Source organism: Nonomuraea solani, assembly GCF_900108335.1.
Taxonomy (GTDB): domain Bacteria; phylum Actinomycetota; class Actinomycetes; order Streptosporangiales; family Streptosporangiaceae; genus Nonomuraea; species Nonomuraea solani.
Genome location: NZ_FNVT01000001.1, coordinates 996,325 through 1,022,783, shown reverse-complemented (window position 1 = coordinate 1,022,783; position 26,459 = coordinate 996,325). Strand labels below are relative to the sequence as shown.

At 70.7% G+C, this 26,459-nt stretch carries 21 protein-coding genes; 12 read left to right on the top strand and 9 right to left on the bottom strand.

Annotated features, from left to right (window positions below; translation table 11 throughout):
• Positions 1–104: 104 nt before the first annotated feature.
• Together C4V41_RS04435 and C4V41_RS04430 are read right to left on the bottom strand one after the other, a co-directional pair.
• Positions 105–1,004 carry a cation diffusion facilitator family transporter gene (locus tag C4V41_RS04435; RefSeq protein ID WP_103954390.1) on the bottom strand — a complete coding sequence of 300 codons (900 nt, stop codon included), beginning with the start codon at positions 1,002–1,004 and terminating at the stop codon, positions 105–107.
• Positions 1,004–1,459, bottom strand: coding sequence for an ArsR/SmtB family transcription factor (locus C4V41_RS04430; RefSeq protein WP_103954389.1), 456 nt, complete (start codon positions 1,457–1,459; stop codon positions 1,004–1,006). Before C4V41_RS04430 ends, C4V41_RS04435 begins: the two co-directional genes overlap by 1 nt.
• A gap of 94 nt (positions 1,460–1,553) precedes the next feature.
• Between C4V41_RS04430 and C4V41_RS04425 the strand changes: the two genes are divergently transcribed.
• Positions 1,554–2,711, top strand: a complete 1,158-nt coding sequence (locus C4V41_RS04425) for an ROK family protein (RefSeq protein ID WP_200823734.1) — start codon at positions 1,554–1,556, stop codon at positions 2,709–2,711.
• Between the two features lie 49 nt (positions 2,712–2,760).
• On the opposite strand, the gene C4V41_RS04420 is transcribed toward C4V41_RS04425, so the two are convergent.
• The 4 genes from C4V41_RS04420 to C4V41_RS04405 are packed head-to-tail and all read right to left on the bottom strand — an operon-like array spanning position 2,761 to position 8,039.
• Positions 2,761–4,335, bottom strand: a complete 1,575-nt coding sequence (locus C4V41_RS04420; protein WP_103954388.1) for a pectate lyase family protein — start codon at positions 4,333–4,335, stop codon at positions 2,761–2,763.
• Positions 4,325–5,533, bottom strand: coding sequence for a carbohydrate-binding protein (locus C4V41_RS04415; protein ID WP_103954387.1), 1,209 nt, complete (start codon positions 5,531–5,533; stop codon positions 4,325–4,327). The genes C4V41_RS04420 and C4V41_RS04415 overlap by 11 nt, the downstream gene beginning before the upstream one ends.
• Positions 5,530–6,297 (bottom strand): hypothetical protein, encoded by a 768-nt coding sequence (locus C4V41_RS04410; RefSeq protein WP_103954386.1) that lies wholly within the window; start codon positions 6,295–6,297, stop codon positions 5,530–5,532. Before C4V41_RS04410 ends, C4V41_RS04415 begins: the two co-directional genes overlap by 4 nt.
• Positions 6,294–8,039: a glycoside hydrolase family 97 protein gene (locus C4V41_RS04405; protein ID WP_146103530.1), complete on the bottom strand. Its 1,746-nt coding sequence runs from the start codon at positions 8,037–8,039 to the stop codon at positions 6,294–6,296. Before C4V41_RS04405 ends, C4V41_RS04410 begins: the two co-directional genes overlap by 4 nt.
• Before the next feature lie 273 nt (positions 8,040–8,312).
• On the opposite strand from C4V41_RS04405, the gene C4V41_RS04400 reads away from it, so the two are divergent.
• From C4V41_RS04400 to C4V41_RS04380, 5 genes are read left to right on the top strand one after another with little or no spacing between them, the layout of a single operon-like run.
• Complete coding sequence (locus C4V41_RS04400) at positions 8,313–9,725, top strand: ABC transporter substrate-binding protein (protein WP_160150163.1); 1,413 nt, start codon at positions 8,313–8,315, stop codon at positions 9,723–9,725.
• Complete coding sequence (locus C4V41_RS04395; RefSeq protein ID WP_103954383.1) at positions 9,722–10,627, top strand: carbohydrate ABC transporter permease; 906 nt, start codon at positions 9,722–9,724, stop codon at positions 10,625–10,627. Before C4V41_RS04400 ends, C4V41_RS04395 begins: the two co-directional genes overlap by 4 nt.
• 10 nt (positions 10,628–10,637) lie before the next feature.
• Positions 10,638–11,534 carry a carbohydrate ABC transporter permease gene (locus C4V41_RS04390; protein ID WP_103954382.1) on the top strand — a complete coding sequence of 299 codons (897 nt, stop codon included), beginning with the start codon at positions 10,638–10,640 and terminating at the stop codon, positions 11,532–11,534.
• A gap of 40 nt (positions 11,535–11,574) precedes the next feature.
• Positions 11,575–12,183, top strand: coding sequence for a TetR/AcrR family transcriptional regulator (locus C4V41_RS04385; RefSeq protein ID WP_103954381.1), 609 nt, complete (start codon positions 11,575–11,577; stop codon positions 12,181–12,183).
• Between the two features lies 1 nt (position 12,184).
• Positions 12,185–13,462: a cytochrome P450 gene (locus C4V41_RS04380; RefSeq protein ID WP_103954380.1), complete on the top strand. Its 1,278-nt coding sequence runs from the start codon at positions 12,185–12,187 to the stop codon at positions 13,460–13,462.
• On the opposite strand, the gene C4V41_RS04375 is transcribed toward C4V41_RS04380, so the two are convergent.
• Positions 13,454–17,980, bottom strand: a complete 4,527-nt coding sequence (locus C4V41_RS04375) for a glycoside hydrolase family 2 TIM barrel-domain containing protein (RefSeq protein ID WP_103954379.1) — start codon at positions 17,978–17,980, stop codon at positions 13,454–13,456. The genes C4V41_RS04380 and C4V41_RS04375 overlap by 9 nt on opposite strands.
• A 224-nt stretch (positions 17,981–18,204) precedes the next feature.
• Here C4V41_RS04375 and C4V41_RS04370 point away from each other — a divergent pair, with 224 nt between their 5' ends.
• Together C4V41_RS04370 and C4V41_RS04365 are read left to right on the top strand one after the other, a co-directional pair.
• Positions 18,205–20,136, top strand: coding sequence for a primary-amine oxidase (locus C4V41_RS04370; protein WP_103954378.1), 1,932 nt, complete (start codon positions 18,205–18,207; stop codon positions 20,134–20,136).
• 467 nt (positions 20,137–20,603) lie between these two features.
• Positions 20,604–21,833: a pyridoxal-dependent decarboxylase gene (locus tag C4V41_RS04365; RefSeq protein WP_160150162.1), complete on the top strand. Its 1,230-nt coding sequence runs from the start codon at positions 20,604–20,606 to the stop codon at positions 21,831–21,833.
• A gap of 51 nt (positions 21,834–21,884) precedes the next feature.
• Here C4V41_RS04365 and C4V41_RS04360 read toward each other — a convergent pair whose 3' ends face one another.
• Positions 21,885–22,433 carry an isochorismatase family protein gene (locus tag C4V41_RS04360; protein ID WP_103954376.1) on the bottom strand — a complete coding sequence of 183 codons (549 nt, stop codon included), beginning with the start codon at positions 22,431–22,433 and terminating at the stop codon, positions 21,885–21,887.
• Positions 22,434–22,586: 153 nt separating this feature from the next.
• Positions 22,587–23,585 carry a LacI family DNA-binding transcriptional regulator gene (locus tag C4V41_RS04355; RefSeq protein ID WP_103954375.1) on the bottom strand — a complete coding sequence of 333 codons (999 nt, stop codon included), beginning with the start codon at positions 23,583–23,585 and terminating at the stop codon, positions 22,587–22,589.
• Between the two features lie 292 nt (positions 23,586–23,877).
• Here C4V41_RS04355 and C4V41_RS04350 point away from each other — a divergent pair, with 292 nt between their 5' ends.
• From C4V41_RS04350 to C4V41_RS04340, 4 genes are all read left to right on the top strand, one after another.
• The gene (locus tag C4V41_RS04350; RefSeq protein WP_103954374.1) at positions 23,878–24,420 is read left to right on the top strand and encodes a flagellar biosynthesis protein FlhF; all 543 of its coding nucleotides are present in this window, start codon (positions 23,878–23,880) and stop codon (positions 24,418–24,420) included.
• Between the two features lie 69 nt (positions 24,421–24,489).
• Entirely contained in the window at positions 24,490–24,663 is a 174-nt protein-coding gene (locus C4V41_RS62745; protein WP_200823733.1) for a hypothetical protein, read from the top strand.
• Positions 24,664–24,666: 3 nt separating this feature from the next.
• Complete coding sequence (locus C4V41_RS04345) at positions 24,667–25,776, top strand: sensor histidine kinase (protein WP_235029895.1); 1,110 nt, start codon at positions 24,667–24,669, stop codon at positions 25,774–25,776.
• Positions 25,773–26,408, top strand: coding sequence for a response regulator (locus C4V41_RS04340; protein ID WP_268808524.1), 636 nt, complete (start codon positions 25,773–25,775; stop codon positions 26,406–26,408). Before C4V41_RS04345 ends, C4V41_RS04340 begins: the two co-directional genes overlap by 4 nt.
• Positions 26,409–26,459: the final 51 nt, after the last annotated feature.

Sequence of the window (26,459 nt, the reverse complement as noted above, 5' to 3'; positions counted from 1 at the left end):
GTGGTCCAGAAGGTTATCGGCGCGCCACGTCCCGGCGAACCATCCGTGCACTGCGAGGTGGTCTTCCGTGGCGCAGGGGTCTTACAACTGTGGCGGGCCGCTCGTCACCAGCCGAGTTCGTCGCAGCCCCGGTGATCGGCCGGCTCCACCTGGAGGGTGGCGTGGGCGATGGCGTGGCGGCGGAGGAGCACGTCGCGGGCCTCGTCCAGGACCGCGTGGTGGTCGCCCTGGTCAGCGGTGACCAGGTGGGCGGTGGCGACGTTCATGCCGGAGGTGAGCGTCCACAGGTGCAGGTCGTGCACGTCGCGTACGCCCTTGATGGCGGCGAGGTCGGCGGCGACGGCCGCCGAGTCCATGCCCTCCGGTACGTGCTGGCCCAGCACGGCGAAGACCTGCCGGCCCAGTCCGACGGCGCGTACGGCCACGAAGGCGCCGATGGCGAGGGCGACGAGCGTGTCCCACAGCGGCTCGCCGGTCGTCGCCACCAGCCAGCCCGCCACGATGACCCCCACCGAACCGGCGGTGTCGGCGACGACCTCCAGGTAGGCGCCTCTGACGTTGAGACTGTCGGCCGCGCCCGCCCTGAGCAGCAGCAGGGCGATGATGTTGACCACCAGGCCGATCGCGCCCACGATCAGCATCGGCCCGGTCGAGACCTCCGCGTCCCGGCCGATGCGTCCGATGGCCTCCATGACGACGTAGACCGAGACGCCGAACATGAGCACCACGGCCAGCAGCGACGCGAACACCTCGGCCCGGTAGGAGCCGTAGCTGCGGCGGCCGGTGCTGTCGGGACGGGTGGCGATCCTGGTGGCGACCAGCGCCGCGCCCAGGGTGACCACGTCGGCGGCCATGTGCCCGGCGTCGGAGAGCAACGACAGCGAACCCGACAGCAGGCCGAAGACCAGCTCGACCAGGAAGTAGGAGCCGACCAGGCCGAAGGAGACCACCAACCGCCAGCGGTGCCGCCCGGCGGCGTGCCCGTGACCGTGCCCCGCCCCCATCACAGCCCCTTTCCGCGCGCCTCGAAGGAAACGGACCTGAGGGCGGGTCCGGGGTCAGGGTGCGCGTGCCCGGAGGTGGGGTCGGTGTGTTCGGCGTGGGCGATCGCCAGGTCGAGCAGCATCCGCACGTGCGGATCGGCCAGCCGGTAGTACGCCATGCGCCCGGAGCGGCGGACCGCCACGACGCGGTGCGCGCGCAGGAGCCGCAGCGCGTGGGAGGCGGCGGACTCGCTCTGGCCGGTCACCGCCGCCAGGTCGCACACGCACAACTCGCCGTCCAGCAACGCCACCAGCAGCCGCAACCGGCCGGGATCCGACAGCAGGCCGAAGATCTCCGCCGTGTCGGCCAGCTCCTGGGCGGCCGGCATCCGCTCGCGGACCGCCTCCACCCGGCCGGCATCGACGACCTTGACCGAACAGCCGTCCAAACCGCTTATATCTGAAGAGGTGTTCATATGTTCCACTATACATACCCCCCACCCGTAGGCCCGCGACACAACGCCTCGAATTCAATTCTTGACGAAGTTAATTCTTGTTACGATGACCGGCATGCACCCTCGGCTCACCACCACCCCCGCCGCGACCACGGTGTTCACCATGGTGCTGACGCAGGGGCCGGTCTCCCGGGTGGAGATCGCGAGGCGGACGGGCCTGTCGTCCGCGGCCGTCACCAAGGCGGCCAGGCCCTTCATCGACGCGGGCTACCTGGAGGAGCTGGAGGCGACCGAACGGACCGGACCCGGCGCCGGCCGCCCGGCCAGCCCGCTGGTCATCAGGCCCGACCGGGAGTTCTTCATCGGCGTGAAGATCACCCATGACGACCTCATCGGCGTGGTCACCGACCTGCGCGCGCGGCCCCTGGCCTCCGCCCACCGCCCGCTGACGGCCACGGCGCCCGAAGGCGTGGTGGCGGAGCTGGCGGCCCTGGTGACAGGGCTGCTCGACACCGATCCCGCCTATCGCCGGCGCTGCCACGCGCTGGGGCTGGCCGTGTCCGGCGACGTCGACAAGGCCGGCGGGCTGGTGCGCTACTCGCCGTTTCTGGGCTGGCGGCAGGTGCCGCTGGCCCGGCTGGCGGCCCAGGCGACCGGCCTGACCGTCACGATCGAGAACGACGTCAAGTCGCTCACCGTGGCCGAGCAGTGGTTCGGCGACGGCGTGGGCGCGTCGTCGTTCGCGCTGGTGACCGTGGGGGTGGGGATCGGCTGCGGGCTGGTGGTCGACGACCGGGTGATCGCCGGGTCGCACGGGGTGGCCGGGGAGATCGGCCACATTCCCGTGGGCGGCGACGAGCCCGCGTGCCACTGCGGCGGGCGCGGCTGCGTCGAGGCGATCGCCGGGACCGCGCCCCTGGTGGCGGCGGTCGGCGCGGCCACCGGACGGGGGCCGCTGAGCATCGAGGCGGCCATCGAGGCCGCGCACGCGGGGGACGCGGCGGCGCGGCAGGTGTTCGACCGGGCCGGGCACGCCCTCGGGCTGGCCATGGCGTCGATGGCCAACCTGATCGGGCCGGAGCGGATCATCGTGACGGGTGACGTGCCGGGGCTGGCGGCGTACGAGCTGTTCGAGGAGCAGGTCAACCGGGCCTTCGCCGCCCAGGCGTTCGGCGCGGCGGCCGACTGCCGGGTGCTGCTGCGGCCGCGCACGTTCGAGCAGTGGGCACGCGGCGCGGCCGCGGTCGCCATCCAGACCCTCTTCACCGTCTAGCGGCGCCCTCCCGCCCTCGGGCCGGTGTGCCCGAGGGCGGGCCACCGCGTCAGGGGCGTAGCCGGTCCAGGAGCTGGGCCTGGTAGAGGGAGGGTGGCAGGAGGCCGGGCTGGTTCGGGCCCTCGATGTAGCCGGTGGGCTGGGCGAACGGGCCGTCGCCCGTCACCGTGCCCCGGCAGCCGATCGCGTAGTTCTGGGCCGTCGGAGGTTTCTGGACGATGAGCCGGCTGGTGGCGACGTCGCAGTTCCAGGCCACGGAATGGGCCGCCGACCAGCCGTGCGAGGTGCCGTAGCGGCCCCGGTTGTAGAGGCCGAGCGTGTAGTCGTAGTGCGGGTCCACGTCCCGGTGACCGTCGAACAGCAGGCCCTGCGACCAGCGGCGGTGACCCTCGCTGGAGTTGAGCGCGTACTCCGACGTGCCACGCAGGAAGACGACGCCCGACACCGTGCTGTGGCCGTTGGAGACGAAGGCGTGCCTGGCCTTGTAGGCGTAGCAGTCGCGGAAGAGCACCTGCTGGGAGTAGGTGTAGGTGTTGAAGTTGTAGCGCCTGCTGCCGGTGACGACGCTGACGGGGTCGATGGCGCGGCAGTTCTCGACCGTGGCGCGGGTGGTCTCCTGGGTGGCGACCCCGGCCTGGGTGAAGTGCAGCATCGTGCAGTCCCGCACCCACGAGTCCTCGGTGCGCAGCAGCACGATCGCGTTGTACGCGTGCTCCTCGTCCTGCTCGGGATCCCCGTGATACTCGATGTCCACGCGCAGCCGCTCCACGCCGACCTCGGTGACGAGCCCGGCCCGGTCCCATCGGTAGAGGTATGAGGTGGCGTGGGCGCCGTTGAGGTGGTTGAAGACCGGCACGTCGAGGGTCACGACATTTCCGGAAATGTTGCGTACGTAGCGGTTGTAGATGATCGGCTGTTCGCCCACCTTCCACGCCGGGCCCACGTCATGGCCGCCGTAGTCGATGGCCTTCAGCCACTCCTCGGTGCACGGGTGGTTGATCACGATGTTGTCGCCAGGACGGAGCGCACCCGGATTCGCCACCTCGAACTCGCGTGCGCCCACCTGCACGAACCCGGTCGTGATCTCGGTACGGGTCCCCGGCACCTCACCGGCCCATCCACCGCCCGCGACCCCGCCGGCCACGATGACGTCGCGGGCGGCCGGAGTGTTGCCGGTCGCCTTGATGATCGTGTTGCCCGCCGGGTCCTCGCCGTCGCCGGAGCCGCGCAGCACGGTGCCGCTCGCGCGGACGTACAGGGTCCCGGCGACGGGATAGAGGCCGGGCAGCAGGAGCACGGCGCCGCGCCGGCGGCGGGGCAGCGCGCCGACGGCGTCGAGCGCCGCCTGGATGTGCGCGGTGTTGTCGCCCTCGACCGGCCGGATCGTCCTGGCCACGGGCACGTGCGGGATCGGGCGTTCGCCGCCCCGGTAGCCGGCGTGGCTGAAGTCGGGGACGCGGTTGCCCTCGGCGTCCTGCTCGTAGACCAGCCGCCCCCGCCGGTCGTACCGGACCAGCCGGGACTGCCAAAGCACGCCGGCGGAGGCAGGGGCGCCCGCCATGGTGGTCAGGGCCAGCGCGCCGCCCGCCGCGAACAGCCCGCGTCTGCTGAGATCAGGTGCCATTGACTACCTCTCCGATGACGATCTTGTCCAGTTCCGGCCCGCGTGCCGCGTGCCCGAAGAAGCGGATCGTGTTGACCCCGGCCACCAGCTCCACCGGCACGGTGGCGGTCGTGACCGTGTCCTTGGTCCCGGTCATCGGCACCTGGATCGCGTCACCGCCGTTCACGCTGACCGAGAACGTCTGCGCGCCGTCCACCAGCGCGTGCACGGTCATCCGCCGCGCCCCGGCCGTCTCCGCCAGCACGCCCCTGACCACGGTGTGGTCGTAGACGTTGCCGCCGATGAGGATCACCTTGCGCCCGCCCGAGCACACCGCGCAGTACGCCGGCTCGGCCGCGCCCTCCCACACGTTCCCGGCCCGCTCGGCCTCGTAGGTCCCCGGGCTCCGGTCCGGCGGCGGCAGCCGCACGGGCGGCGTCGCGGCCCCGAGCTGCTCGGCCTTGAGATCCTTGACCAGCAGGTACGTCTCCTGCAGCCCGGCGCTCTTGATGCTGCGGTAGATGCCCCACTTCGGCCGGTTGTACTGTTCGGCCGTCCACCACAGGTCGATCCCGTCCACCCGCTGATCGACGATCGTGCGCCGCCCGTCCCGCAGGATCCACCGCATATATCCGTCATCACCGGACTTGAACTCGATCACGGTCGTCACCCACCGGTTCTGGATCGGCTCCAGGTCGGCCAGGGCGAAGTCGTGTGACTTGTTGTCCGCAAGCGTCCAGTAGCGGGCCGCGATCTTCTGCACCCCGCCCACGACCGGCAGCGACACCTGCGCCACCGGCGTACCGATGTCAGAGGTCTTGAGCTGCCAGATGTGGCTGAAGCCGGTGGTCGCGTCGAGCGTGTCCGGAATGTACATCCGGTACGACAGCCGCCACGTCTCATCCTTACGGATCTCCAGCGGCCGCCCGCCGGAGGTGCGCAGGCCGCGTACCTCGTTCCGCATCCGGTCGGCCCCGTCGCGGTCCTCCAGGTGCGCGTCGAAGCGCCAGGCGTTCCCCTCCACCCGCACGTGCGGCTGCCCCTCGGGGTGCGAGCCGCGCCGGTCGTCCTCCAGCGCCTCGAACGCCCCGAGCCCGTCGCGCGCCGGGCTCGGGTCCCAGCGGCGCTCCCAGCGCGGCGCCGCCCCGGCCGGGACGGCGCCGCCGACCTGGACGACCAGCGCGAACGCCGCCAGAACGCCCAGAAGGCGGGCCCTCACTCGGCGCTCCCGGTGAGCTGGTGGGCCTGCAGGTTCCTGATCAGCAGGTAGGTGTTCTGCAGCCCCGAGCTGTTGACGCTGCGGTAGATCCCCCACTTGGGCCGCAGGTACTCGTCGTCGCCGCGCCACAGGTCGGTGCCGTCCATGCGCCTGTCGACGAGCGTGGTGGAGCCGTCTTTGAGCGTCCAGCGCAGGTAGCCGTTGTCGGCGGCCTTGAACTCGAAGGTGGTGTCGAGCCACTTGCCCTGGATCGGGTTGAGGTTGGTGTTGCCGACCTCGTGGGTCTGCTCGGACTCGTCCCAATACCTGACGTTGATCTTCGGGGTGCCGCCGGAGACCGGCAGCGACATCGTGTAGAGGGGCGCGCCCGAGCCGGGCGTCTTCATCTGCGCGATGTGGCTGAAGGAGGTGGTCGCGTCGAGGGAGGTGGGAATGTAGAGCTGGTAGCCGATCCGCCAGGTCTGGTTCTTCAGGATCTTGAGGTACGAGCTGCCGCTCGTGCGCATGCCCTTGACCTCGTTGCGCTGCCGGTCGGAGCCGTCGCGGTCCTGGGTGTGCATGTCGAAGCGGTAGGCGTCGCCGGAGACGTAGATGTGCGTGGTGCCGGAGTGGGAGTCGGCGCGGTCGTCCTCGATGCCCTCGAAGGTGGCCGAGACGCCCTGGATGCCGGGGTTCCAGCGCAGCGTCCAGGCGGCGGCGGAGGCGGGCAGGGCGGTGGCGGTGAGGGTCAGTGCGGCCAGCACGCCGCTGAGCTGCTTGATCATGAGATCTCTCTCCTGAGGTGAAGCGTGAACCCGCCGTTGGGGGGCACGGCGAGGTCGAGCTTGCCCCCGGCGGAGACGGTGGCCGTCTCGGCGAGGATCCGGTCGCCGGGGGCGTCCCGGTAGATCTCGGCCGCCCACTCCCCCTCGTCGAGGAAGCCGAGCGGCACAGTGAGCGTGCGGGCCTCGCCCGACACGCCGGCGCCGACGTACCACTCGCCGCCGCTCCTCCTGGCCAGCAGGAGGTGGTCGGCGGGGTCGCCGGACAGCAGCCGCGTCTCGTCCCAGGCGACGGGGACGTTCGACAGCAGCCGCAGCGCCTCCGGCCTGGCCTCGTAGGCCGCGATGCCGTCGGCGAAGTGCTGGATCCCGGACTCGAAGAGCACCGCGAGGGCCAGCTCGAACCCGGCCGTGATCGTGCGGACGCCGGTGAACGTGCACGGGGTGAAGTCCATCGGGCCCTGCACGTTGCGGGTGCAGGCCAGCGACAGGTAGTGGGTGGCCGGGTAAAGGGGCTGTTTGCCGGGTTTCGGCTTGATCCATTCGGCGCCCTTGACCGCCTCGGCGGTCATGAAGTGCGGCCACGTACGCTCGGTGCCGCGCGGGATCGTGCCGCCGTGGAAGACGACCATGAGCTCCAGCCGGGCGGTGGCGGCCAGGATGGCGTCGAACCAGCGCATGCGGTCCTGGCCGTCCGACTCGGTGAAGTCGATCTTCACGCCGGCCGCGCCCCACTCCTTCCAGAGCGCGAGCTTCTCCCGGTGCTCCAGCTCGGTGTCCACGTGCTGCCAGTGCGACCACAGCCACACGCCGACGCCCTTGTCCGTGGCGTAGCCGATCAGCTCGGGCATCCACTCCTTGTTCCAGCCGGCGTCGGCCAGCACGTACGGCCAGCCGTTGGCGGCGGCGAAGTCCACCCAGCGCTTCTGGGCGTCCAGGTCGCGGGTCGAGGGTCCGTCCGACCACCAGGACCAGGCGGCGGCCCCGGGGCGGATCCAGGCGGGGTCCGCGACCTTGGAGGGCGCGGCGAGGCTGGTGACCAGGTCGCTCTCGACGATCGCGGCCAGGTCGCCGACGATCATCGTGCGCCAGGGGGTGACGAGCGGGCTGGCGGCGGTCACGTACGGGTCGGGCAGGTCGAGGCGGAAGGCGTGACCGTCGAAGCGCAGGCGGGAACCGGCGTAGCCGCCGTCCAGGTCGGACTCGGTGAGCATCAGCCAGATGCCGCCGGTCTGGAAGAGCGACGGGTAGCCGTACAGGATGGGCTCGGCGCCGGCGACCGTGGTGTGGCGGTGGATCTCCTCGTAGTCGCACCGCCCGTTCTCGTACGGCAGCAGCACCGCCCGGGCGTCCCCCGCCACCACATACTCCGACAGCTCCCCGGTCACCGTGACGGGCCCGGTCCAGGGCACCGCGTACCGGTAGGCCACGCCGCCCCCGCCCACCCGGACCAGCAGGTCGAGCCGGTGCGGGCCCTTGGCGAACGACAGCGTCCACTCCGTGGCCGTGTACCGGTGCTCGCGCCGTTTCCCCGTCACGGTCCGATAGAAATCGTCGATCCGCCGGCTGTCGCTCCCGGTGAAGGCCAGCCCCGTGGTCAGGTCCTCGTGGGCGGTCCGGATCCCGAGCCTGGACGGCAGGACCACGGCGCGGCCCTCGTGGCGTACCTCCAGGGTCAGCTCGCCGGCCGCGCCGAGCGCGACCGCCGCCTCCAGATCGTCCTCACTGAACGTCCACTCCGGCACAGGCCCTCCAGTACGAAGAGATAGGAGGAGTCGACCGCCCCGCGTCACTGCGCGGCACCGCTCGCGGCGGCCCAGAACAGGCGGTCGCCAGTCTCCTCACAGCGGGCTTTAGCCTAGGTTGAGAGCTGTTTCAATTCAATTCTTGACGAAGTTAATTACCAGGTCTACGGTACGGCCATGCCTCACGGACTGTCGCAAGAACGACCGACCGGCCCGGCTATTCATCCGATCTCTGCCGCCCGACCGGCTCCCCCAAATCTGAACCGCCGCCAGTTGCTGGCCCTCGCGGTAGCCCTGCCCGCGCTCGGCGCGTGCGCCGGAGACACCCGGCAGCGCCCCCAGGCGCAACCCCCGGCCCCGGTGAAGTCCGGCGTGCCCGCCCTCGACCCGAACCGGCCCGGCAACGAGACCTGGCCCTTCGAGGAGGCCGAGGCCCTCGACAAGTCGCTGACCTGGCCGGCCACGCAGGTGCCCGAGCCGCCGGCCAAGGTGGTGCTGACCGTGGCCATCACGGCGGACGTCATCGCCGAGGTGCGCAACGCCCAGTTCGACCTGTTCTTCCGGCGGCGGCACCCGAACATCGAGATCAGGCGAGAGACCTCCCCGATCGACGCCTACCTGACCAAGTACATGGCCCAGGCGGCGGGCGGGAAGCTGCCCGACGTCATGTACACGCATTACAGCTGGGCCCAGAACTTCATCGCCAACGCCGTGTTCGAGCCGCTGGAGTCGTACATCGCCAAGACGCCCGGCTTCGGCATGGACGACCTGCCGGAGAACGCGCTCGGCTATTTCAAGGACGCCGGCGGCAAGCTGTACGCGCTGCCCACGGATATGGCCCCCAAGCTGCTCTTCTACAACAAGGACGCCTTCGACGCGGCCGGCGTCGGCTACCCCGACGCGTCGTGGACCGTCGAGAAGATGGTCGAGACCGCGAGGAGGCTGACCAAGGGCGAGGGCGCGCAGAAGATCTTCGGCTTCACCCCGATGCCGCTCCCGGCGCCCGACCTGACCACGATCTTCCTGCTCCCGTACGGCGGCCGCTTCCTCAGCCAGGACGAGATGACGGTGACCATCGCCCAGGCGCCCGCCGAGAAGGCCATGGGCATGTGGCTGGACGTGCTGCTCAAGGACAAGGCGGTGCCCAGCCTGGCCGAGCTGAACCAGGTGCTGGAGAAGGTGGAACCGTTCAAGATCGGCAAGGCGGCGATGTCGATCCAGGGCGCGTGGATCCTCACCGAGCTGGCCAAGCAGAAGGCGTTCACATGGGGCGCCGCGCCCGTGCCGAAGGGCCCGGCGGGCCGTTTCACCCCGGCGGTGGGCAGCGGCCTGGCGATGACGGCGGCCTCGCGGCAGAAGGACGCCGCCTGGATCTACCTCAACGAGTATCTGTCCTCCACCGGCCAGCAGTTCCGCCGGATCAGCGCGCCCGCCCGCCAGTCGGCCTGGCTGCCGAACGCCGAGGCGCTGGGCATCCCCAAGGACGTCATCGAGGTCGCCCAGGAGGCCATGAAGGAGTACGCCACCAGCGACGGCGTCATGCACCTGCCCGCCAACAAGAAGGTCGTGGACACGGCCAAGCCGATCTGGGAACAGGCCATGATCGGCAAACTCGGCCTGGAGGACGCGCTGCGGCAGATCGCGGACAAGGTCACTCCGCTGCTGGCCGAGAACAAGATCGCATGACCACGCTCGGTATAAGGCGGCCCGTTACGACGAGTCGCCGGGAGGCGCGGCGCTTCCACCTGTTCGTCTCACCGTGGGTGATCGGGTTCGTCCTGTTCAGCGGCGGCCCGATCCTCGCCTCCGTCGTGCTCAGCTTCACCAAGTGGAACCTGCTGCGCCCGCCCGAGTGGATCGGCCTGGACAACTATCGCAAGATGCTGGCCGACACCGAGTTCTGGGACGCCATCAGGGGCACCTTCTACTACGGCGTCGGCTCGGTGGCCCTCGGCGTGAGCTTCACCCTGCTGCTGGCGATGCTGCTCAACCAGCCGCTGCGCTTCCAGGGCCTGTTCCGCACCGTGATGTACATGCCGTCGGTGGTCTCCGGCGTGGCCACCGCGCTGCTCTGGCTGAACATCCTGCACCCCGACTACGGGCTGATCAACAAGCTGCTGGCGATGGCCGGCGTCACCGGGCCCGGCTGGCTGGGCTCGCCGGACTGGGCGATGCCCGCGCTGATCCTGATGAGCGTGTGGGGCGCGGGCAACACGATCATCATCTACCTGGCCGGGCTGCAGGGCATCCCCCGGTCCCTGTACGAGGCCGCCGAGATCGACGGGGCCGGCTGGTGGCGCCGGTTCTGGAGCGTGACCGTGCCCATGATGTCGCCGGTCATCTTCTTCAACGTGGTCACCGGGTTCATCGCGAGCATCCAGGCGTACTCGCTGATCCTCATCATGACCGAGGGCGGCCCGGCCAATTCGACCATGGTCCTCGGCCTCTACATCTACCGGCACGCCTTCGTCTACTTCGACATGGGGTACGCCGCCGCCCTGTCGTGGGCGATGTTCGTCATCGTCATCGCCGTCACGTTCGTCCAGTTCCGCCTGGCCAGGCGCTGGGTGCACTACGAGTTCGCGTGAGGAGGCCGTGATGCTGCTGGAGACGGCCAGGCCCCCGGCCGCCCCGCCCAGGACGCTCACCGCCGTCCAGGCCGAGCGCGTCCGGCGGATCCGGCGCACCGGCGCCTACCTCCTGCTCGTCATCGCCACCGCCGTGTTCGTCCTGCCGTTCCTGTGGATGGTCACGACGTCGCTCAAGTCGGACGCCGAGAACCTGGCCTTCCCGCCGGAGTTCCTGCCGAGCTCCTTCCACTTCGAGAACTACGCGCGCGGGTGGAGCGGGAGCCTGCCGTTCACCACGTTCCTGCTCAACAGCGTGCTCATCACCGCGCTGTCGATGCTGGGCAACCTGATCTCCTGCGTGCTGCCCGCCTACGCCTTCGCGCGGCTGCGGGCCAGGGCGGCGAGTGTGATGTTCGCGCTGCTGCTGGCGACCATGATGATCCCGCGCGAGATCACGCTGGTGCCGAAGTACGTCATGTTCGCGGGCCTCGGCTGGGTGGACACGTACCTGCCGCTGGTCGTGCCCGAGTTCTTCGGGGTGGCGCTCTACATCTTCCTGCTCCGGCAGTTCTTCACCACGATCCCGCAGGAGCTGATCGACGCCGCCCGCATCGACGGCGCCTCCGAACTGCGCATCCTGTGGCGGGTGATGCTGCCGCTGTCGAAACCGGCGCTGGCCTCCATCATGCTGTTCTCGTTCGTGGGCAACTGGAACCAGTATCTGGAGTCGGTGATCTATCTGCGCACGACGGACAGGTTCACGATCCCGCTGGGCCTGGCGATGTTCTCGGGGCAGTACGCCACCCAGTACAACCAGATGATGGCCGTGGCCCTGATCACGCTGATGCCCATCCTCATGCTGTTCTTCATCGCGCAGAAGACGTTCATCAGGGGCGTCACGCTGACCGGGATATCCGGCCGGTGACTCTTGACGAATCAAATGAACGATCATTTTAATCTTCCTCATGGGGCGCATTCCGGGTGTCACGGCTGCCGAGACGCGTGAGCGGCTGCTGGCCGCCGCCGCGGAGGTCTTCGCCGAACGCGGTTACGACGGTACCCGCGTGGCGGACATCGCCGCCGCCGCGGGCGTGAGCAACGGCGCCCTGTACGCGCACTTCGGCTCGAAGGCCGACCTGCTCGTGGCCGCGCTGCGGGCGCACGGGCGGCGGCTGCTGGCCGGCCTGTTCGCCACCGATCCCGACCGGTCGGCCACGGACCTGCTGCTCACGCTCGGCCGCAACCTGCCGCGCCGCCGCGATCCCGGCGCCTACCTCATCGTCGAGGCCCTGGTCGCGGCCCGCAGGGACGAGGACGTGGCCGGTCCGATGCGCGACTACATCGGCGAACGGGCCGGGTGGATCGCCGACCTCGTCCACGTGGCGCAGGGCGACGGCGAGCTCGATCCCGCGCTGTCGCCGGACGCGCTCGCCCACTTCTGCCTGCTGCTCGCCATGGGCAGCGCCCTGGTCCCGCCCGACCTGCGGGCGGTGGACCGCGAGGAGTGGGCCGCGCTGCTCACCCGCGTCATCGCCGGCCTCGCACCGGCGGGCTCCACCACCGAGGAGGCGTGATATGGGCGTGGACGACCGTTTCGTCCGAGACTTCGGGCAGGACGACGGGGAGGAGCCCGGCGGTACGCGCAACGAGATCATCACCGGGCCGGTGTCCGACTGGGCGACCGACTTCTCCCACCTCGAACCCGAATGGGCCGCGGACCCGTACCCGATCATGGAGGACCTGCGGGGGCGCTGCCCGATCGCGCACACCGGGCGGTTCGGCGGCGGGTGGCTGCCGACGCGCTACGCGGACGTCGCGGCGATCGCGTACGACACCGAGCGGTTCTCCTCGCGCTCGATCATCATGAGCAACTTCCGGCCGCCGCGCGAGCTGGCGCCGGTGGGCAGCACGCCGCCGATCTCCTCCGACCCGCCGTTCCACCACGACGCGCGGCGGCTGCTGCTGCCGGCGTTCACCAAGAGCGCGGTCGCCAAGCGGGAGGAGGCGGCGCGGGCGATGTGCCACTCGCTGATCGACGATCTGCGCGGGCAGGAGGTCGTGGACGCGGCCCGCGACTACGCCCAGCACATCCCGCGGCGGGTGATCGCCGACATGCTGGGCTTCCCGCAGGAGGACGGGCCGCGCTTCCGTCGCTTCATCGAGAACGTGCTCGAAGGCGTCAACCTGCCGGCGGAGGAGCGGACGGCGCGGATGGACGAGCTGTTCGACTACCTGCTCGTCCAGATCCGCGCCCACCTCGACCAGCCGCGCGACGACCTGACGACCTATCTCATCAACGCCGAGCTGTACGGGCGCAAGCTCGAATCGTCGCACGTGGCGGGGACGATGGCGTTATTACTCATCGCCGGCATCGACACGACGTGGAGCGCCATCGGGGCGTCGTTGTGGCATCTGGCCAGGACGCCGGCCGATCGGGAGCGGCTGGTGGCCGAGCCGGGGCTGCTGCCGACGGCGATGGAGGAGTTCCTGCGGGCGTACGCGCCGGTCACGATGGCGCGGCTGGTGAAAGAGGACATGAGCTGGAACGGCGTCGACATGCGGGCCGACGACTGGGTGCTGCTGTCGTTCCCGGCCGGCAACCGGGATCCCGGGCAGTTCGAGCGGGCCGGCGAGGTCGTCATCGACCGGGAGGTCAACCGGCACGCGGCCTTCGGACTCGGTATCCACCGGTGTGTGGGCTCGCATCTCGCGCGGATGGAGCTGCGGGTGGCGCTGGAGGTGTGGCTGGAGCGCATCCCGGAGTTCACGCTGGCGGACCCGGCGGCGGTGACCTGGTCGACCGGGCAGGTGCGCGGCCCACGCACCCTCCCGGTCCGCGTGACCTCACCCTGAACCGCAGGCCAGGCGGGCGGCGGCCCAGTCGGCGTGGTCGGCGCCGTTGCCGTCGCCGCCGTCCGTGACGCGCAGCTCCAGCACCTGACCCCCACTGACATCGGCCGACAGCGACTCCGCGCCGCCCGCCCCGGTGAGCACACCGGAGGCCGCGCGGCGCTGCCCGTCCACCCACACCTCGAAGGCGACCGAGCCGCTCCCGCCTATCTCGTCGTCCACCCCGACGTCGGCGCGGAACGTCGTACACCGCCCGCCGAGATCGAGCGCGATCCGCGACGGGGCGTGCGCGCCGATGCCCTTCTCGTACGTCCGGCCGCCGATGGACAAGGTCCTGCCGTCACCGGCGGGCTGCTCGGCGTTGCTGCGATCGCGCTCCACCGGCCCCCAGCCGTTCTCCGACGCCGTGAACGGCAGGTCGCTCACCCACACGCTGCCCGGCGGCAACGGCGTGCGCAGCGTCGTGGCGGCCCGCGCGGTGACCGGGAAGCGGGCGGAGGTGGCGGTGACCGTGGCGGTCAGCTCGTGCTCGCCGAAGTCGGCGTCCGGCGGCGGGGTGACGGTGAACAAGGCCTGGCCGGGGGTGCCATGAGCGACTGTGCCCAGGTCGGCCGTGGCGGGGGTGACCGTCCAGCCCGCGGGCGCGGCCAGCACCGCGGTCACGCCGGTGAGCCCGTCCGCGCAACCGGCCGTGACGGTGACGGTGACGCGCTCGGGCGTGCCGGGCTCGGCGTTCCCGTCGCCGGTCGCGGTCACGTCCGGCGGGCAGGGCGCGGTCACGTCGGAGTCGGCCACGCCACCGGCGCGGACCTCCTTGGCGGTGAGCGGGCGCAGCGTCAGCGTGTAGTCCTGGGTCTTGGCGGGCGGCACGCGATACTCGGTCAGCACCGAGTTGGGCGTCTCCCCCATGCCGGTCTCGCCGATGGCGGCGTGCAGGGTGATCCAGCCGTCGTTGCGCACGAGCGGGAGCTGGAAGTCGTACTCGGCGCGGGCCAGCTCGTCGTACCGGGTGGCGCTGACGTCGATGGGACCGTCGGTCCTGCCGACGAGCAGCCCGGCGTTCCGGCCGTCGTTGAGCGTCACCCAGCGGGCGCCGGTGTGGTTGCCGTGCGCCTGGGGGCGGGAGTAGCGGACATATTCCTCGTCCACGTCGTTCCGCCACACGCCGGTGAAGGCCCCGCTCGACCGGTCGTTGTACGTCTCATGCGGCCCCTTGCCGTAGTAGGCCAGCTCACGCATCGAGCCGGGCACCTTGACCTGTACGCCCACCCGGGGCAGGTACGGCAGCGTGGTCAGCCGCGAGCCGCGCGGAACCACGCGGTGCCGCAGGCTCACGGTGCCCCGGCCGTCGATGCGGTAGCTCATGACCTGCTCGAACGACAGCAGGCTCGCCATGCCGGGGGCGGCGGCGGTGCTGGTGACCTCGACGACCACGGCGTCCCCGTCCGGCTCGGCCCGCGTACCGGTGATCTCCGTACGCAGCCGGTCGAGGCCGGCCCGGTGCCACACCTCCCGGTCGGCGGTGCCCCAGTCGTAGGTCTCGTTGCTGGTGGGCGGCCGGTAGACGTCCAGCTCCGGGCCCGCACGCAGCAACTCGCGGCCACCGGCGTCCATGGACGTCAGGGCACCCTTCACGAAGCGGTACTTCCAGCCGGCGCCGGTTACGGTGATCGTGTCGCCGTCGCGGCTCAGCTTCGGGGTTCCGGCGGGTGGCAGGGCGATGCCGGGGACGACGCGGCCGCCGAGGTCGAACTGCTGCCAGCCGTACCGCCAGCCCTTGGGCGCCCACGCGGGCGGATCGGCGGCGACGGCCTCGACGATCAGCCTGCGCTGCCGGTCGTCCGGGTTGGCGGGCGGGGTCCCGACGTCGAGGTCGGCGCTGCCCCCGGGCTCCAGGCGCAGGTCGCGCACGCCCGAACGGAGCACGCGGTCCACCTCCTGCAGCGACCAGCGCACCTTGACGTGCAGCGAGCCCGCGGGCTGCTCGTTGTGCACGCGCACCTTACCGGTGGACGGAGCGGTGGAGGTGAAGCGGATGGGGGCGTGGGCCCAGGCCATCTCCGTCGTCTCCGGTTGCGGGTGGCGGTCGGAGCCGACCAGGCCGTCCGTGCCGGACAGGCTCAGCCCGAGGCTGAGGAAGTCGCCGCGGCGGTCGAACCGGTCGAAGTCGAGGGCCAGCACCGGGTCCTCGCCCCCGCCGTACACGCGGACGTCGTCGATGAGGCCGCGGGCCAGCCGGGGCACCGTGTTGTCCTGCTGGGTCTCCGCGTTGCGGCCGACGTTGACCTCGTAGAGGCCGGGTTCGAGGGCTCCGGACTGCGCGGCGGTCCCGGCCTGCCGGTCGTCGATGGACAGCCGCAGCTCCGTCCCGTCATAGGTGCCGGTGACGTGGTGCCAGGCGCCGTACCAGTCGTCGGGTACGGCGGCCGCGGCGGCCTTCCAGCCGGCGCCGGTCGTGACGCCGAACTCCAGCGTGCGCTCGTCGCGCATCTGCAGCGCGTACGCCCGCCCCTTGGTCACGATGGGGAGGCTGCCCGCCCACGGCCCCGGCTTGACCCAGGCGTCCAGGGTCACGGCCGAGCCGGTGAGGTCCAGTCTGCGGTCGCGGAAGACGTTGACGAAGTCGTCCAGGCTGGACAGCTCCACCGCCTGGCCGCGCCGCCCCTCGGCCGCCCCCGGTTTGCCGACGAGGAACGCCTGGATGCGGTTGCGGGAGGAGTCGGGGGTGAACACCAGCGGCTGGCGCAGGTTGGCCTCCGCCCAGTCCCAGATGAAACCACCCTGGAGAGACGGGTAGCGCCGGATCAGCTCCCAGAAGCGGTCGAAGTTGCCCAGGCTGTTGCCCATGGCGTGGGCGTACTCGCCGAACACGACCGGCCGCGTGGTCGTCCCGCCGATGGAGTCGACGTAACCGGGCGTGGGGTAGCGCGGGCCCCACACGTCGGCGTACGGGGCGTCGCCGTTGGGGCTGTTGGACTGGTGGTAGAGCAGCCGGGTCGGCTCGTTGGCGTCGGCCCACCGCGCCATCGCGTAGTGCGCGGCGCCGAGCCCGGCCTCGTTGCCGGTGTCCCAGATGATGACGCTGGGATGGTTCTTGTCCCTGGCCACCATGGCCCTGAACCGGTCGGCGAAGGCGGCCTGCCACTCCGGCCGGTCGGCCAGGCAGTCGCGGGGGCACGACTCGCGCGAGTGGGTCTCGATGTCCACCTCGTCGGCGACCCACAGGCCGTACCGGTCGGCCAGGTCGTAGAGGTAGGGGTCGGACGGGTAGTGCGAGGTGCGGACGGCGTTGAGGTGCAGGCTCTTCATCAGCTCGACGTCGCGGCGCTGGGCGTCGCGGGTGAGGTGGCGGCCGGTGTCCGCGTCGGTCTCGGCGCGGTTGGTGCCCTTGACGAGAATGCGCTCGCCGTTGACGAGCATCTGGCGGTCCTTGACCTCGACCTCGCGGAAGCCGACCGCCTGGGCCGTGGTGTGCAGCACCTTGCCGCCGGGGTCGAGCAGCTCCAGGACGAGGGCGTACAGGGCGGGCGAGTCGGCACTCCACTTGGCCGGGTCGCCGACCTGGGAAGTGAGGGTCGCGCCGCCCTCGGCGACGGGCTGCGACGTGGTGGCGACCGGCCGGCCGCGGGCGTCGGTCAGTGTGCCGCGTACGGTGTGGCCGGCGGCCTCACCCGCGACCTGGACCTTCGCGGTCAGGGTGGCGTTCCGGTACTGGGCGTCGAGGTCGGTGGTCACGTACGCGTCGCGCAACGAGGTCCGCGGGGTGGCGTACATCCAGACGTCGCGGAAGATCCCGCTGTAGCGCCACTGGTCGAAGTCCTCCAGGTACGCCCCCGCTCCCCACCGGTGCACCTGCACGGCCACCCGGTTCGCGCCCGGCCGCAGGGCGTCCGTCACCTCGAACTCGGCCGGGGTGTAGCCGCCCTGGTCGTAGCCCACGTACGCGCCGTTGACCCAGACGAAGTAGCCGCTGGTGACGCCCTCGAACCGGAGGAACACCCGCCGCCCCGACCAGTTCGCGGGCACGTCGATCTGCCGGACGTACGCGCCGGTCGGGTTCACGTCGCGGGGCACCTTGGGCGGTTCGTCCGGCCAGATCTCCTCGCTGATGTTGCGGAACATCGGGTGGTCGCTGAAGTCGGACTGCCAGGTGTGCGGCACCTTGGCCTTCGGCCAGCGCGAAACGTCGTGGCCGGCGGCCTGGAAACCCGCCGGCACCTCCTCGGGCCGCGGCGCGATGGTCAGCCGCCACTCGCCGTTCAGCGAGGAGATCCACGGCGAGCGGGCGTCGTGCTCGGTGACGCCGGAGATCGCCGAGCGCGCGTCCGCGTACGGCCGCAGCACCGCGTGTGGCGGCTGCTGCCCCTCCCCCACCATTTCCGGATCCTCCAGATAGCGGTAAACGTCCACCGCCTCCGGGGCCGCGCCGGCGGGAGCCGCTGTCAGGAACGGAGTCAGGAGCGCCGCCACGGCGATCACTAATCGGCTGAGCCTTGCTACCCGCCCGCGACGTGGGGACATCGCCACTCCAAGGAGCCAAGGGTGCTGATGCTGACAAGAGGGTTGACTCCGCCATATCTAACATCGAACGGCGGCGAAGACAATCGGTTGCAGATCATCCCAGGCCGGACCCGCCCTGGAAATCATCGTGCCCGTGGTGTTCGCTGTCGGCAGTGCCCGCCGGTGGGGCGGTGGGCGGCTCCCCGCGCACGCACGGATCCGAGACGCTCGTCGAAGGAGGGGCCATGACCGCCACCACGCCGCACCCGCTCGACCCGTTGACGCCGGGCGAGATCACGACCGCGCGCACCGTGCTGGCCGCCGCCGGACTGGTCGGGGACACGACCCGGTTCGCGTACACCGGCCTGGAGGAGCCGGTGAAGGAGATGCTGCTCTCGTACGCGCCCGGGGACCCGATCGACCGCCGGGTGCGGGTCATGCTGCTCGACACGGCCGGCGGGCCGTCCCATGACGTGGTCGTCTCGATCACCCGCGAGCTGGTCGACTCCGACCGCGTGCTCGACGCCGCGACGGACGGCCAGCTGCCCGTGCTGGACTCCGAGTTCGGGGTGGTCGAGGAGGTGCTGGCCACCGACGAGCGGTGGGTGGCCGCGCTCAAGAACCGGGGCCTGGACGTGACGCGGGTCCGGGTGGCCCCGCTGTCGGCGGGCGTGTACGCCGCCGAGTACCCGGGCGAGACCGGCCGCCGCCTGCTGCGCGGCCTGGCCTTCGTGCAGGAGCACGACAAGGACCACGCCTGGGCGCATCCGGTGGACGGCCTGGTCGCCTACGTCGACGTCCTCAACCGGTCCGTGGACCGGGTCTTCGACTTCGGCCCGGTCGCGATCCCGGGCGGGTCGGCGAACTACGACGACGCCGCCGTCGCCGGCGCCCCGCGCACGACGCAGCGGCCGATCGTCATCAGCCAGCCGGACGGCCCCTCGTTCACCCTGGAGGGCAACCTGCTGAGCTGGGAGAACTGGTCGCTGCGGGTGGGCTTCGACGCCCGCGAGGGGCTGGTGCTGCACCAGGTCACCTTCCACGATCGCGACAAGGTGAACGGGCGGCGGGGCCGTAACCGGTCGATCGTGCACCGCGCCTCGATCGCCGAGATGGTCGTGCCCTACGCCGACCCGTCGCCGGTGCGCTCCTGGCAGAACTACTTCGACACCGGCGAATACCTCGTCGGCCAGTACGCCAACCCGCTCGAGCCCGGCTGCGACTGCGTGGGCGCCATCACCTACCTCGACGCCGTCCTCGCCGACGAGCACGGCGCCCCCAGGACCATCACGAACGCGGTCTGCGTGCACGAGGAGGACCACGGCATCCTGTGGAAGCACAGCGACCTGTGGACGAACTCCGCCGAGACCCGCCGCGACCGCCGCCTGGTGCTGTCCTTCTTCACCACGGTCGGCAACTACGACTACGGCTTCTTCTGGTACCTCTACCTCGACGGCACCATCGAGTTCGAGGCCAAGGCCACCGGCATGCTGTTCACCTCCGCCCATCCGGGTGGCGAGCAGCCGTACGCGAGCGAGGTCGCTCCGAGCCTGGGCGCGCCCTACCACCAGCACCTGTTCTGCGCCCGGCTGGACATGGCGCTGGACGGGCCGGCCAACCGGGTCGAGGAGGTCGAGGTGGCCCGGGTGCCGATGGGGCCGGACAATCCGCGCGGCAACGCCTTCACCTACCGGCGCACGCCGCTGACCAGCGAGAGCCAGGCGCAGCGCACCGCCGACGCGGGGGCCGGCCGGGTCTGGCACATCAGCAACCCGGCCTCGCGCAACGCGCTGGGGCAGCCGGTCGGATACACGCTGTATCCCGAGGGAAAGCCGGTGCTGCTGGCCGATCCCGGGTCGTCGATCGCCGCGCGGGCGGCGTTCGCCACCCGGCATCTGTGGGTGACGGCGTACGACCCGGCCGAGCGCTATCCGGCGGGCGACTTCGTCAACCAGCATCCCGGCGGCGCGGGACTTCCCGCCTTCACCGCCGGCGACCGCGATATCGACGGCAACTCCATCGTCGTCTGGCACACCTTCGGGCTCACGCACTTTCCCCGGCCGGAAGACTGGCCGATCATGCCGGTCGACCACACCGGTTTCAAGCTCAAGCCGGTCGGTTTCTTCGACCGAAATCCCACGCTCGACGTGCCGGCGAGCGACGGTCACGGTGGTTGAGCGGTTACTCAGAATTGACCGAAACCGCCGATAAAACACCCGGCCAAAGCGCGGCGAACTATTTCGGCCCGCACTGACCGGCGATTCACCCACCCCTCCGTGTATGGATACATGTTCGTCCGGATATGCGGACCGGCCATTATGTTGGCCTGCCCAGGCCATCCGAGGGCTATTGATTTGGCCTCAGATCCATGTTTTGATCCGGCTTATTTGCATATGCCGGCCTCCCCCGCTCAACCGGCCGGGTCACGGTAAGGATGTGGAAACTTCCCTGCTGTACCGCCCGGACCTCCGCCCGGGGGAAATGGAGGAACCCTTTTCCATGGTCGCGTGCGTTCCGCGGCTGTTAGCCGGCCATTAACCGCCTTTTTCAATCATCTTTGGAAAACGGTGGGCCAAATCAGCCTGACTCCGGGGGCCAGGTCGCCATGCGCGAAAGTCAGGTTAAACATTCAACGGAGGCTGCCTTGACGAATTCTCGGCCGCAGGAGCCGGAGCCGTCTTCCTTTCCCACCGAACGAGGCGGGTTACCGCTCAAAGCGTTCGACGTAGGGCTGTTCCGGGAGAGCTCCGAGACAACCGTGGCCAAGCTGGAGAAACACCTGGCCGACCTCTCGATCAAAGGACTGGCCCTGACCGAGCCCTCGGCGCTGTCCCGGGCGGCCAGGGCCCTGATGACGACGGAACAGGAGAACATCGCGGGCTACGACGAGGAGAAGCTCGGCGCCATCATCGACCTGTACGTCAAGACCGGCATCCAGGTGCAGTCGCCCGGCTACATGGGGCGGCAGTTCTCCAGCACCGTGCCGCTCGCCGGCGTCATCGACTTCGTGAGCTCGGTGGTCAACCAGCCGTCGTCGTTCTATGAGGCCGGCCAGCTCCCCAACGTGGTGGAGAAGATCATGGCCGACGAGCTCAACCGCTTCATCGGCTGGCCGCCCGGCACCTTCGCGATGGTGACCACGTCGGGAGGCTCGCTGGCCAACCTGACCGCCATGCTGGCGGCCAGGAACGACAAGTTCCCCGGCTTCTGGTCGGAGGGCAGCGCGGCCTTCCTCGGCCAGGAGCGGCCCGCCATCGCGGTCGGGGACGACGTGCACTACAGCGTCACGCGTACCGCCGGGGTGATGGGCATCGGTGAGGCCCAGATCGTCCGGCTGCCGCTGAACCACGCGCAGCAGATCGACATGAACCGGGTCCGGCCGGCGCTGGAGGCGGCCGAGGGCCGGGGGTTGCGGGTGTTCTGCCTGGTGGCCTCGGCCGGCGCCATGTACATGGTGGACAACAGCTACACCGGCTCGGGACAGGGCACCTCCGCGCTGGAGACGGTCTGCAAGCAGGGCCAGGTCCTCAACTGGATCATCCGGCCGATCGACATGGAGCGGCGTCGGGACGGCACGTGGCCGCCCATGCCCAAGATCAACAACATCGTCTTCCTGGACACCGAGGTCGGTGACGAGGAGGACGTGGCCGAGAAGAAGGTCTGTATCGAGCTCAAGATCTACGGGGCGCCCGACCGCATGCGCGACCCGTTCACCCCCGTCTACTACTACTGGGCGGGCACGGTGCTGAGCACCGCCAAGCCGGGGCTCTACCGGTATCGGCTGGTGGTCGAGCTCGAACAGGAGGGCAAGAAGGAGCGGTTGTACCTGAACACGGAGAACCACCCGGCGATCAGGGTGGTCCCCGTTCAGTAAGAGCGGTGGCGGCGGCGCGCTGGAGACGCGCCGCCGCCTCCTCCGCCGCCGTTACGTCTTGCCCGCCAGGAGGGCTACCGCGTCGTCGGTGGAGGTCACCGTGGAGAACACCGCCCCCTGGACGGCGGTGACGATCCGGTGCAGCTCCGCGGCACTGATTTCGCCGAGACTGAATTCACTGATCGCGTCCTCCACGAAATGCACTTTGTAGCCGAGCTGTACGGCCTCGCGCGCGGTCGTGTCGCAGCAGATGAACGATGTGTATCCGCAGATCACAATGCGATCCACCGACTGGCCGCGCAGGAATCTGTCGAGATCCGGATTAGAGAACGACCCGATATAGTGCTTGGTGAGGACTAATTCCCCCGGCTCGGGGCGCGCACTGTCGACGAAGTCGATCCCCGGGCTGCCCGCGTCGAAACTCTGGTCCCCTGGAACGCGGCTGATGTGGCGAATGTGCACGACCGTGGCGACGTCACTGGAACGCGCGGCCTCCAGGAGACGCCGGATGTTGGCGAGCGACTGATCGAATTTCTCGACCGGCAGGGCTCCGCTTCCTGAGTATTCCTTCTGCACATCGACGACGAGGAGCGCAATCATGCTTCTCCTTCGGGGGGTCGGGGCGTATTATCCATCGCCCGGGCTAATACAGTGGAATTATCCCACGGCCATAGTCACCGGACCAGTGACGTAACAGAACACCCGACGCCCCGGTGATAATGTAATTTGACGGACCCCTGTCGCCCTATTCCGTCAGAGGGTCGAGGTGCGGGCCACCAGGTCGGGCTGGAAGATGACCTGGCGGTGCTCGTGGTCATCGGGCTGGTTGGCCTCCTCCAGCAGCAGCACGGCGGCGACCTGGCCAAGCTGCTCGCGCGGCTGCCGGATCGACGACAGCGGCACCGCGGCCGCCGCGGCGAAGTCGATGTCGTCGTAGCCGATGATCGCCAGGTCGGCCGGCACCCGCAGGCCGCGCAGGGTCATCTCCTGCAGCACCCCGATCGCGACCAGGTCGTTGGCGCAGAAGACCGCGGTGGGCCGCTCGCCCGGGGGCAGGCCGGCGATCTCCGCGCCGACGGTGCGGCCGGTGGCGACGGTGAGGTCGGGTAACGGGATGACGGTCAGCCGGTCGCCCGCCTCCAGCACCGCGGCCAGCCCGTCGTGCCTCTCCCGCACCTGCCGCACGGTGAACGGCCCGCCGGCGAAGGCGATGTGCCGGTGGCCCCGCTCGCGCAGGTGCCGGCCGGCCAGCCGCCCGCCGAGCACGTCGTCCACGGCGACCGAGCACCCGTGGCTGTGCCGGGCCGAGCTGTCGAACCGCACCACCGGGATGCCCCGGTCGATGAGCCGGCGCAGGCGCTCCTCCTCGCCGGTGTCGTTCACCGGCGTGATCAGCACGCCCAGCGGGCGCTGCTCCTCGAACGTCTCCAGCAGCCCGGCCTCGCGGGCGGCGTCCTTGTTGCTGTTGAAGACCATCACGGTGATGTCGGACCGCTGCGCCGCCGTCTCGACGCCGCGCAGCACGTCGATGAAGAACGGGTTGGCCAGGTCGAGCGCGACGACGCCGATGGTCCTGCTCCGCCCCGCCCGCAGTTGCCGGGCCGAGCCGTTGCGGACGTAGCCGAGCTGCGCGATCGCCTCCTGCACCCGGTGCCGGGTGTCGGGCGCCACCATCTCGGGCCGGTTGAGCACGTTGCTCACGGTGCCGACGGAGACCCCGGCGAGCCTGGCGACCGCTTTGATGCTCGACATCGTTCCTCGTGTCAGGTGAACGCCGACACGCGGCCACTTGACCGGGCGTCAAGATGCGGGGTGGCGAATTTTTCCAGGTCGCGAGCGTGTCGTCACGGTGATCATAGCGCAGCGGACCCGAGCCGTTCCGAAACGATTCACTCACCATGGAGGCCGTGCGCGGCGGGTCACCATTGGTGATCTTCGTCGGATCCGCTTGACCGGCGTGGCCATCCATGTCTAGATCGATAGGTTCGCTCGCCCCTACGCCCTCCGGAGGACATCGCATGGCATCGGCAGGGACGGGCACGCCGTGCTGACCGAGCAGGCCAGAGAGCGGCGGCGCCGGCGGGGGCTGGCGTTACGCGTCTCCGCCGTGCTGGCGGGCCTCGTCCTGCTGGCCCTGGCCGCCGCGCTGAGCGGGGTCCCCGTCGGCTCCCCCACCCTGCATCCGCTCCCGGCGCCGGACCGCCGCCACGTCGTGACCAGGCAACCGGCGGCCGCCCCGAGCCCTCGGCCCACCGGCCCGACGGCGGTTCCGTCCGCCACCGCGGTTCCGTCCGCCAGGCCGGCCTCATCGGCCGCGCCCGTTGAAACCACCCCGCCGGCGCGTGTCCGGCGCGCCACCCCCGCCACGCCGCGCCGTACGCGCGCCACGCCGACCATCACCGGCCACCAGCCGGCCAGGCGCGAGGTGTCCCAGGTCGCGCCCGCGGCCTCCCCGCGCGTCAAGCCGTCGAAGACCCCCCGCCCCGCCAGGACCGTGATCCCGACGCCCCGGCCCACCGCCACCCGCGAGCACGTCCCCCCAGGCCAGACGCGCGAGCCGCCGGGCAAGAAAGCCTCCCAGAAGTAGGACGCTCCACCCCCGGCTCCACCTTTCGGTGGTGCCGCTCCACCCCGCCCCCTTCCTAACGTCGCAGCCATGGACAACAAGAAACTCGATCTGCTGCAGCGGCTCCTGGATGCCAATGGGGGAAAGTTGAACGCCAAATTCCTGCTCGCGATCGCCGTCGTGGCCGTGATCGTCGTCGTCGGGTTCCTGGCCTTCCGGCTTATCTTGGTGGACATGATTCTCCAGCTGAGAGACTCCCGCTAAGCCGTGCGCGAGGTGTGGGCGCGGGTCACGCGGCTGCTGGCCGCCGACGACCCGGAGACGGGGCGGCTGACCAGGGTGGTGATCACCCTGGTCCTGGCGTGGTCGCTGGCCACCGCCGCGCCCGGCCGGGTGCCCGCGCTGGTGTGGGCGGCGCTGGGCGCGGCGATGGCCTGCTGGCTGGCGTTCGTCCTGCTGGACGGCCGCTTCTCGCGCCTGGCCGTGGCGCTGCTCGCGACCGGCGCCCTGACCGCGGCGACGGCGGCCGGGTCGGCCGAGGCGGCGTCCACGGTGTTCCTGTTCGCCATGCTGCTGCTGTTCGCGGCGCACTCGACCCCGACCATGACGGCCATCGTCCTCGTCACCGCGGCCGCGCTGGCGCTGACGACCGGCAGCATGCTCTGGTTCGGGCAGTCGCGGGCGTCGCTCGTGGTGCAGGCGTCGGTCATGGTCTGTACGGTGCTGTTCGCGCTGCACCGGCGCCAGTACCGCCGCGCCCTGCACGACCGGGCCAGGGCCATGGCGCTGGACGAGCGCGCCCGCATCGCCAGGGAGTTGCACGACGTGCTCGCCCATTCGCTCGGCGCGCTCGGCGTGCAGCTCGACGTGGCCGAGGCACTGCTGACCGAGCGGGGCGACGTGGACGGGGCGGTGGCGCGCATCCGCCGCTCGCGGGGGCTGGCCAGGGAGGGGCTCATCGAGGCGCGGGCGGCGGTGGCCGCGCTGCGCGAGGACGTTCCGCCGCTGCCGGACGCGCTCGGCCTGCTGGTCGCCGAGCACCGCCGCGACCACGACGTCCCGGCCGAGCTGCGGACGGCGGGCGCGCGCCGCCCGATCACCCCGGCGGCCGAGGTCTGCCTGCTGCGCACGGCCCGCGAGGCCCTCACCAACGCCGCCAGGCACGCCCCCGGCCGGCCGATCACGGTCGATCTCTCGTACGGCGACCGCCACGTCCGCCTGGCGGTCCGCAACCCGCTCCCCGAGCCGGCCACCCCCTCGGGTGAGCCCGGATACGGCCTGTCCGGCATGCGTGAGCGGGTGGCGCTGACGGGCGGGACACTGGACGCCGGGCCTGGCGGCGAGTTCTGGGAGGTGCGGGCGGAGGTGCCGGAGTGAGGGTCCTGGTGGTGGACGACCAGCAGGCGATGCGGGAGGGGCTCGTCGCGCTGCTGGGGCTGGTGGAGGGGGTGGAGGTCGTGGGCGACGCCGGGCAGGGTGAAGACGCTCTGGGCCTGGTGGCCACGCTCCGCCCCGACGTGGTGCTGATGGACCTGCGCATGCCGGTGATGGACGGCGTCGAGGCGACCCGGCGGATCGTCCGGGATCATCCGGAGGTGGCCGTGGTGGTGCTGACCACGTACGACGACGACAAGTCTGTGGACTCCGCGCTGCTGGCGGGGGCGCGCGGCTATCTGACCAAGGACGCGGGCCGCGCCGAGATCGCCGCCGCGCTGCGCTCGGCCGCCGCCGGGCAGTCCACCTTCTCGGCCGCGGCCACCAAGCGGCTGGTCGGCGCGCTGTCTCGGGAGGCGCCCGAGCCCGTGACGGTCTGCCCCGACGGGCTGACCGCGCGCGAGGTCGAGGTGCTGCGGCTGATCGAGCGGGGGCTGAACAACGCCGAGATCGGCGCCCGGCTGTTCATCGCCGAGACGACCGTGAAAACCCACATCAACAACGCCTTCGCCAAGATCGGCGTCCGCAACCGCACGGAGGCCGCCGGGTACGCCCGGGACAAGCTGATCCCTTGACAGCCGCCCATTACTGGAAAGAAACTTAACCGAAATACGCGAGAGAGCGCT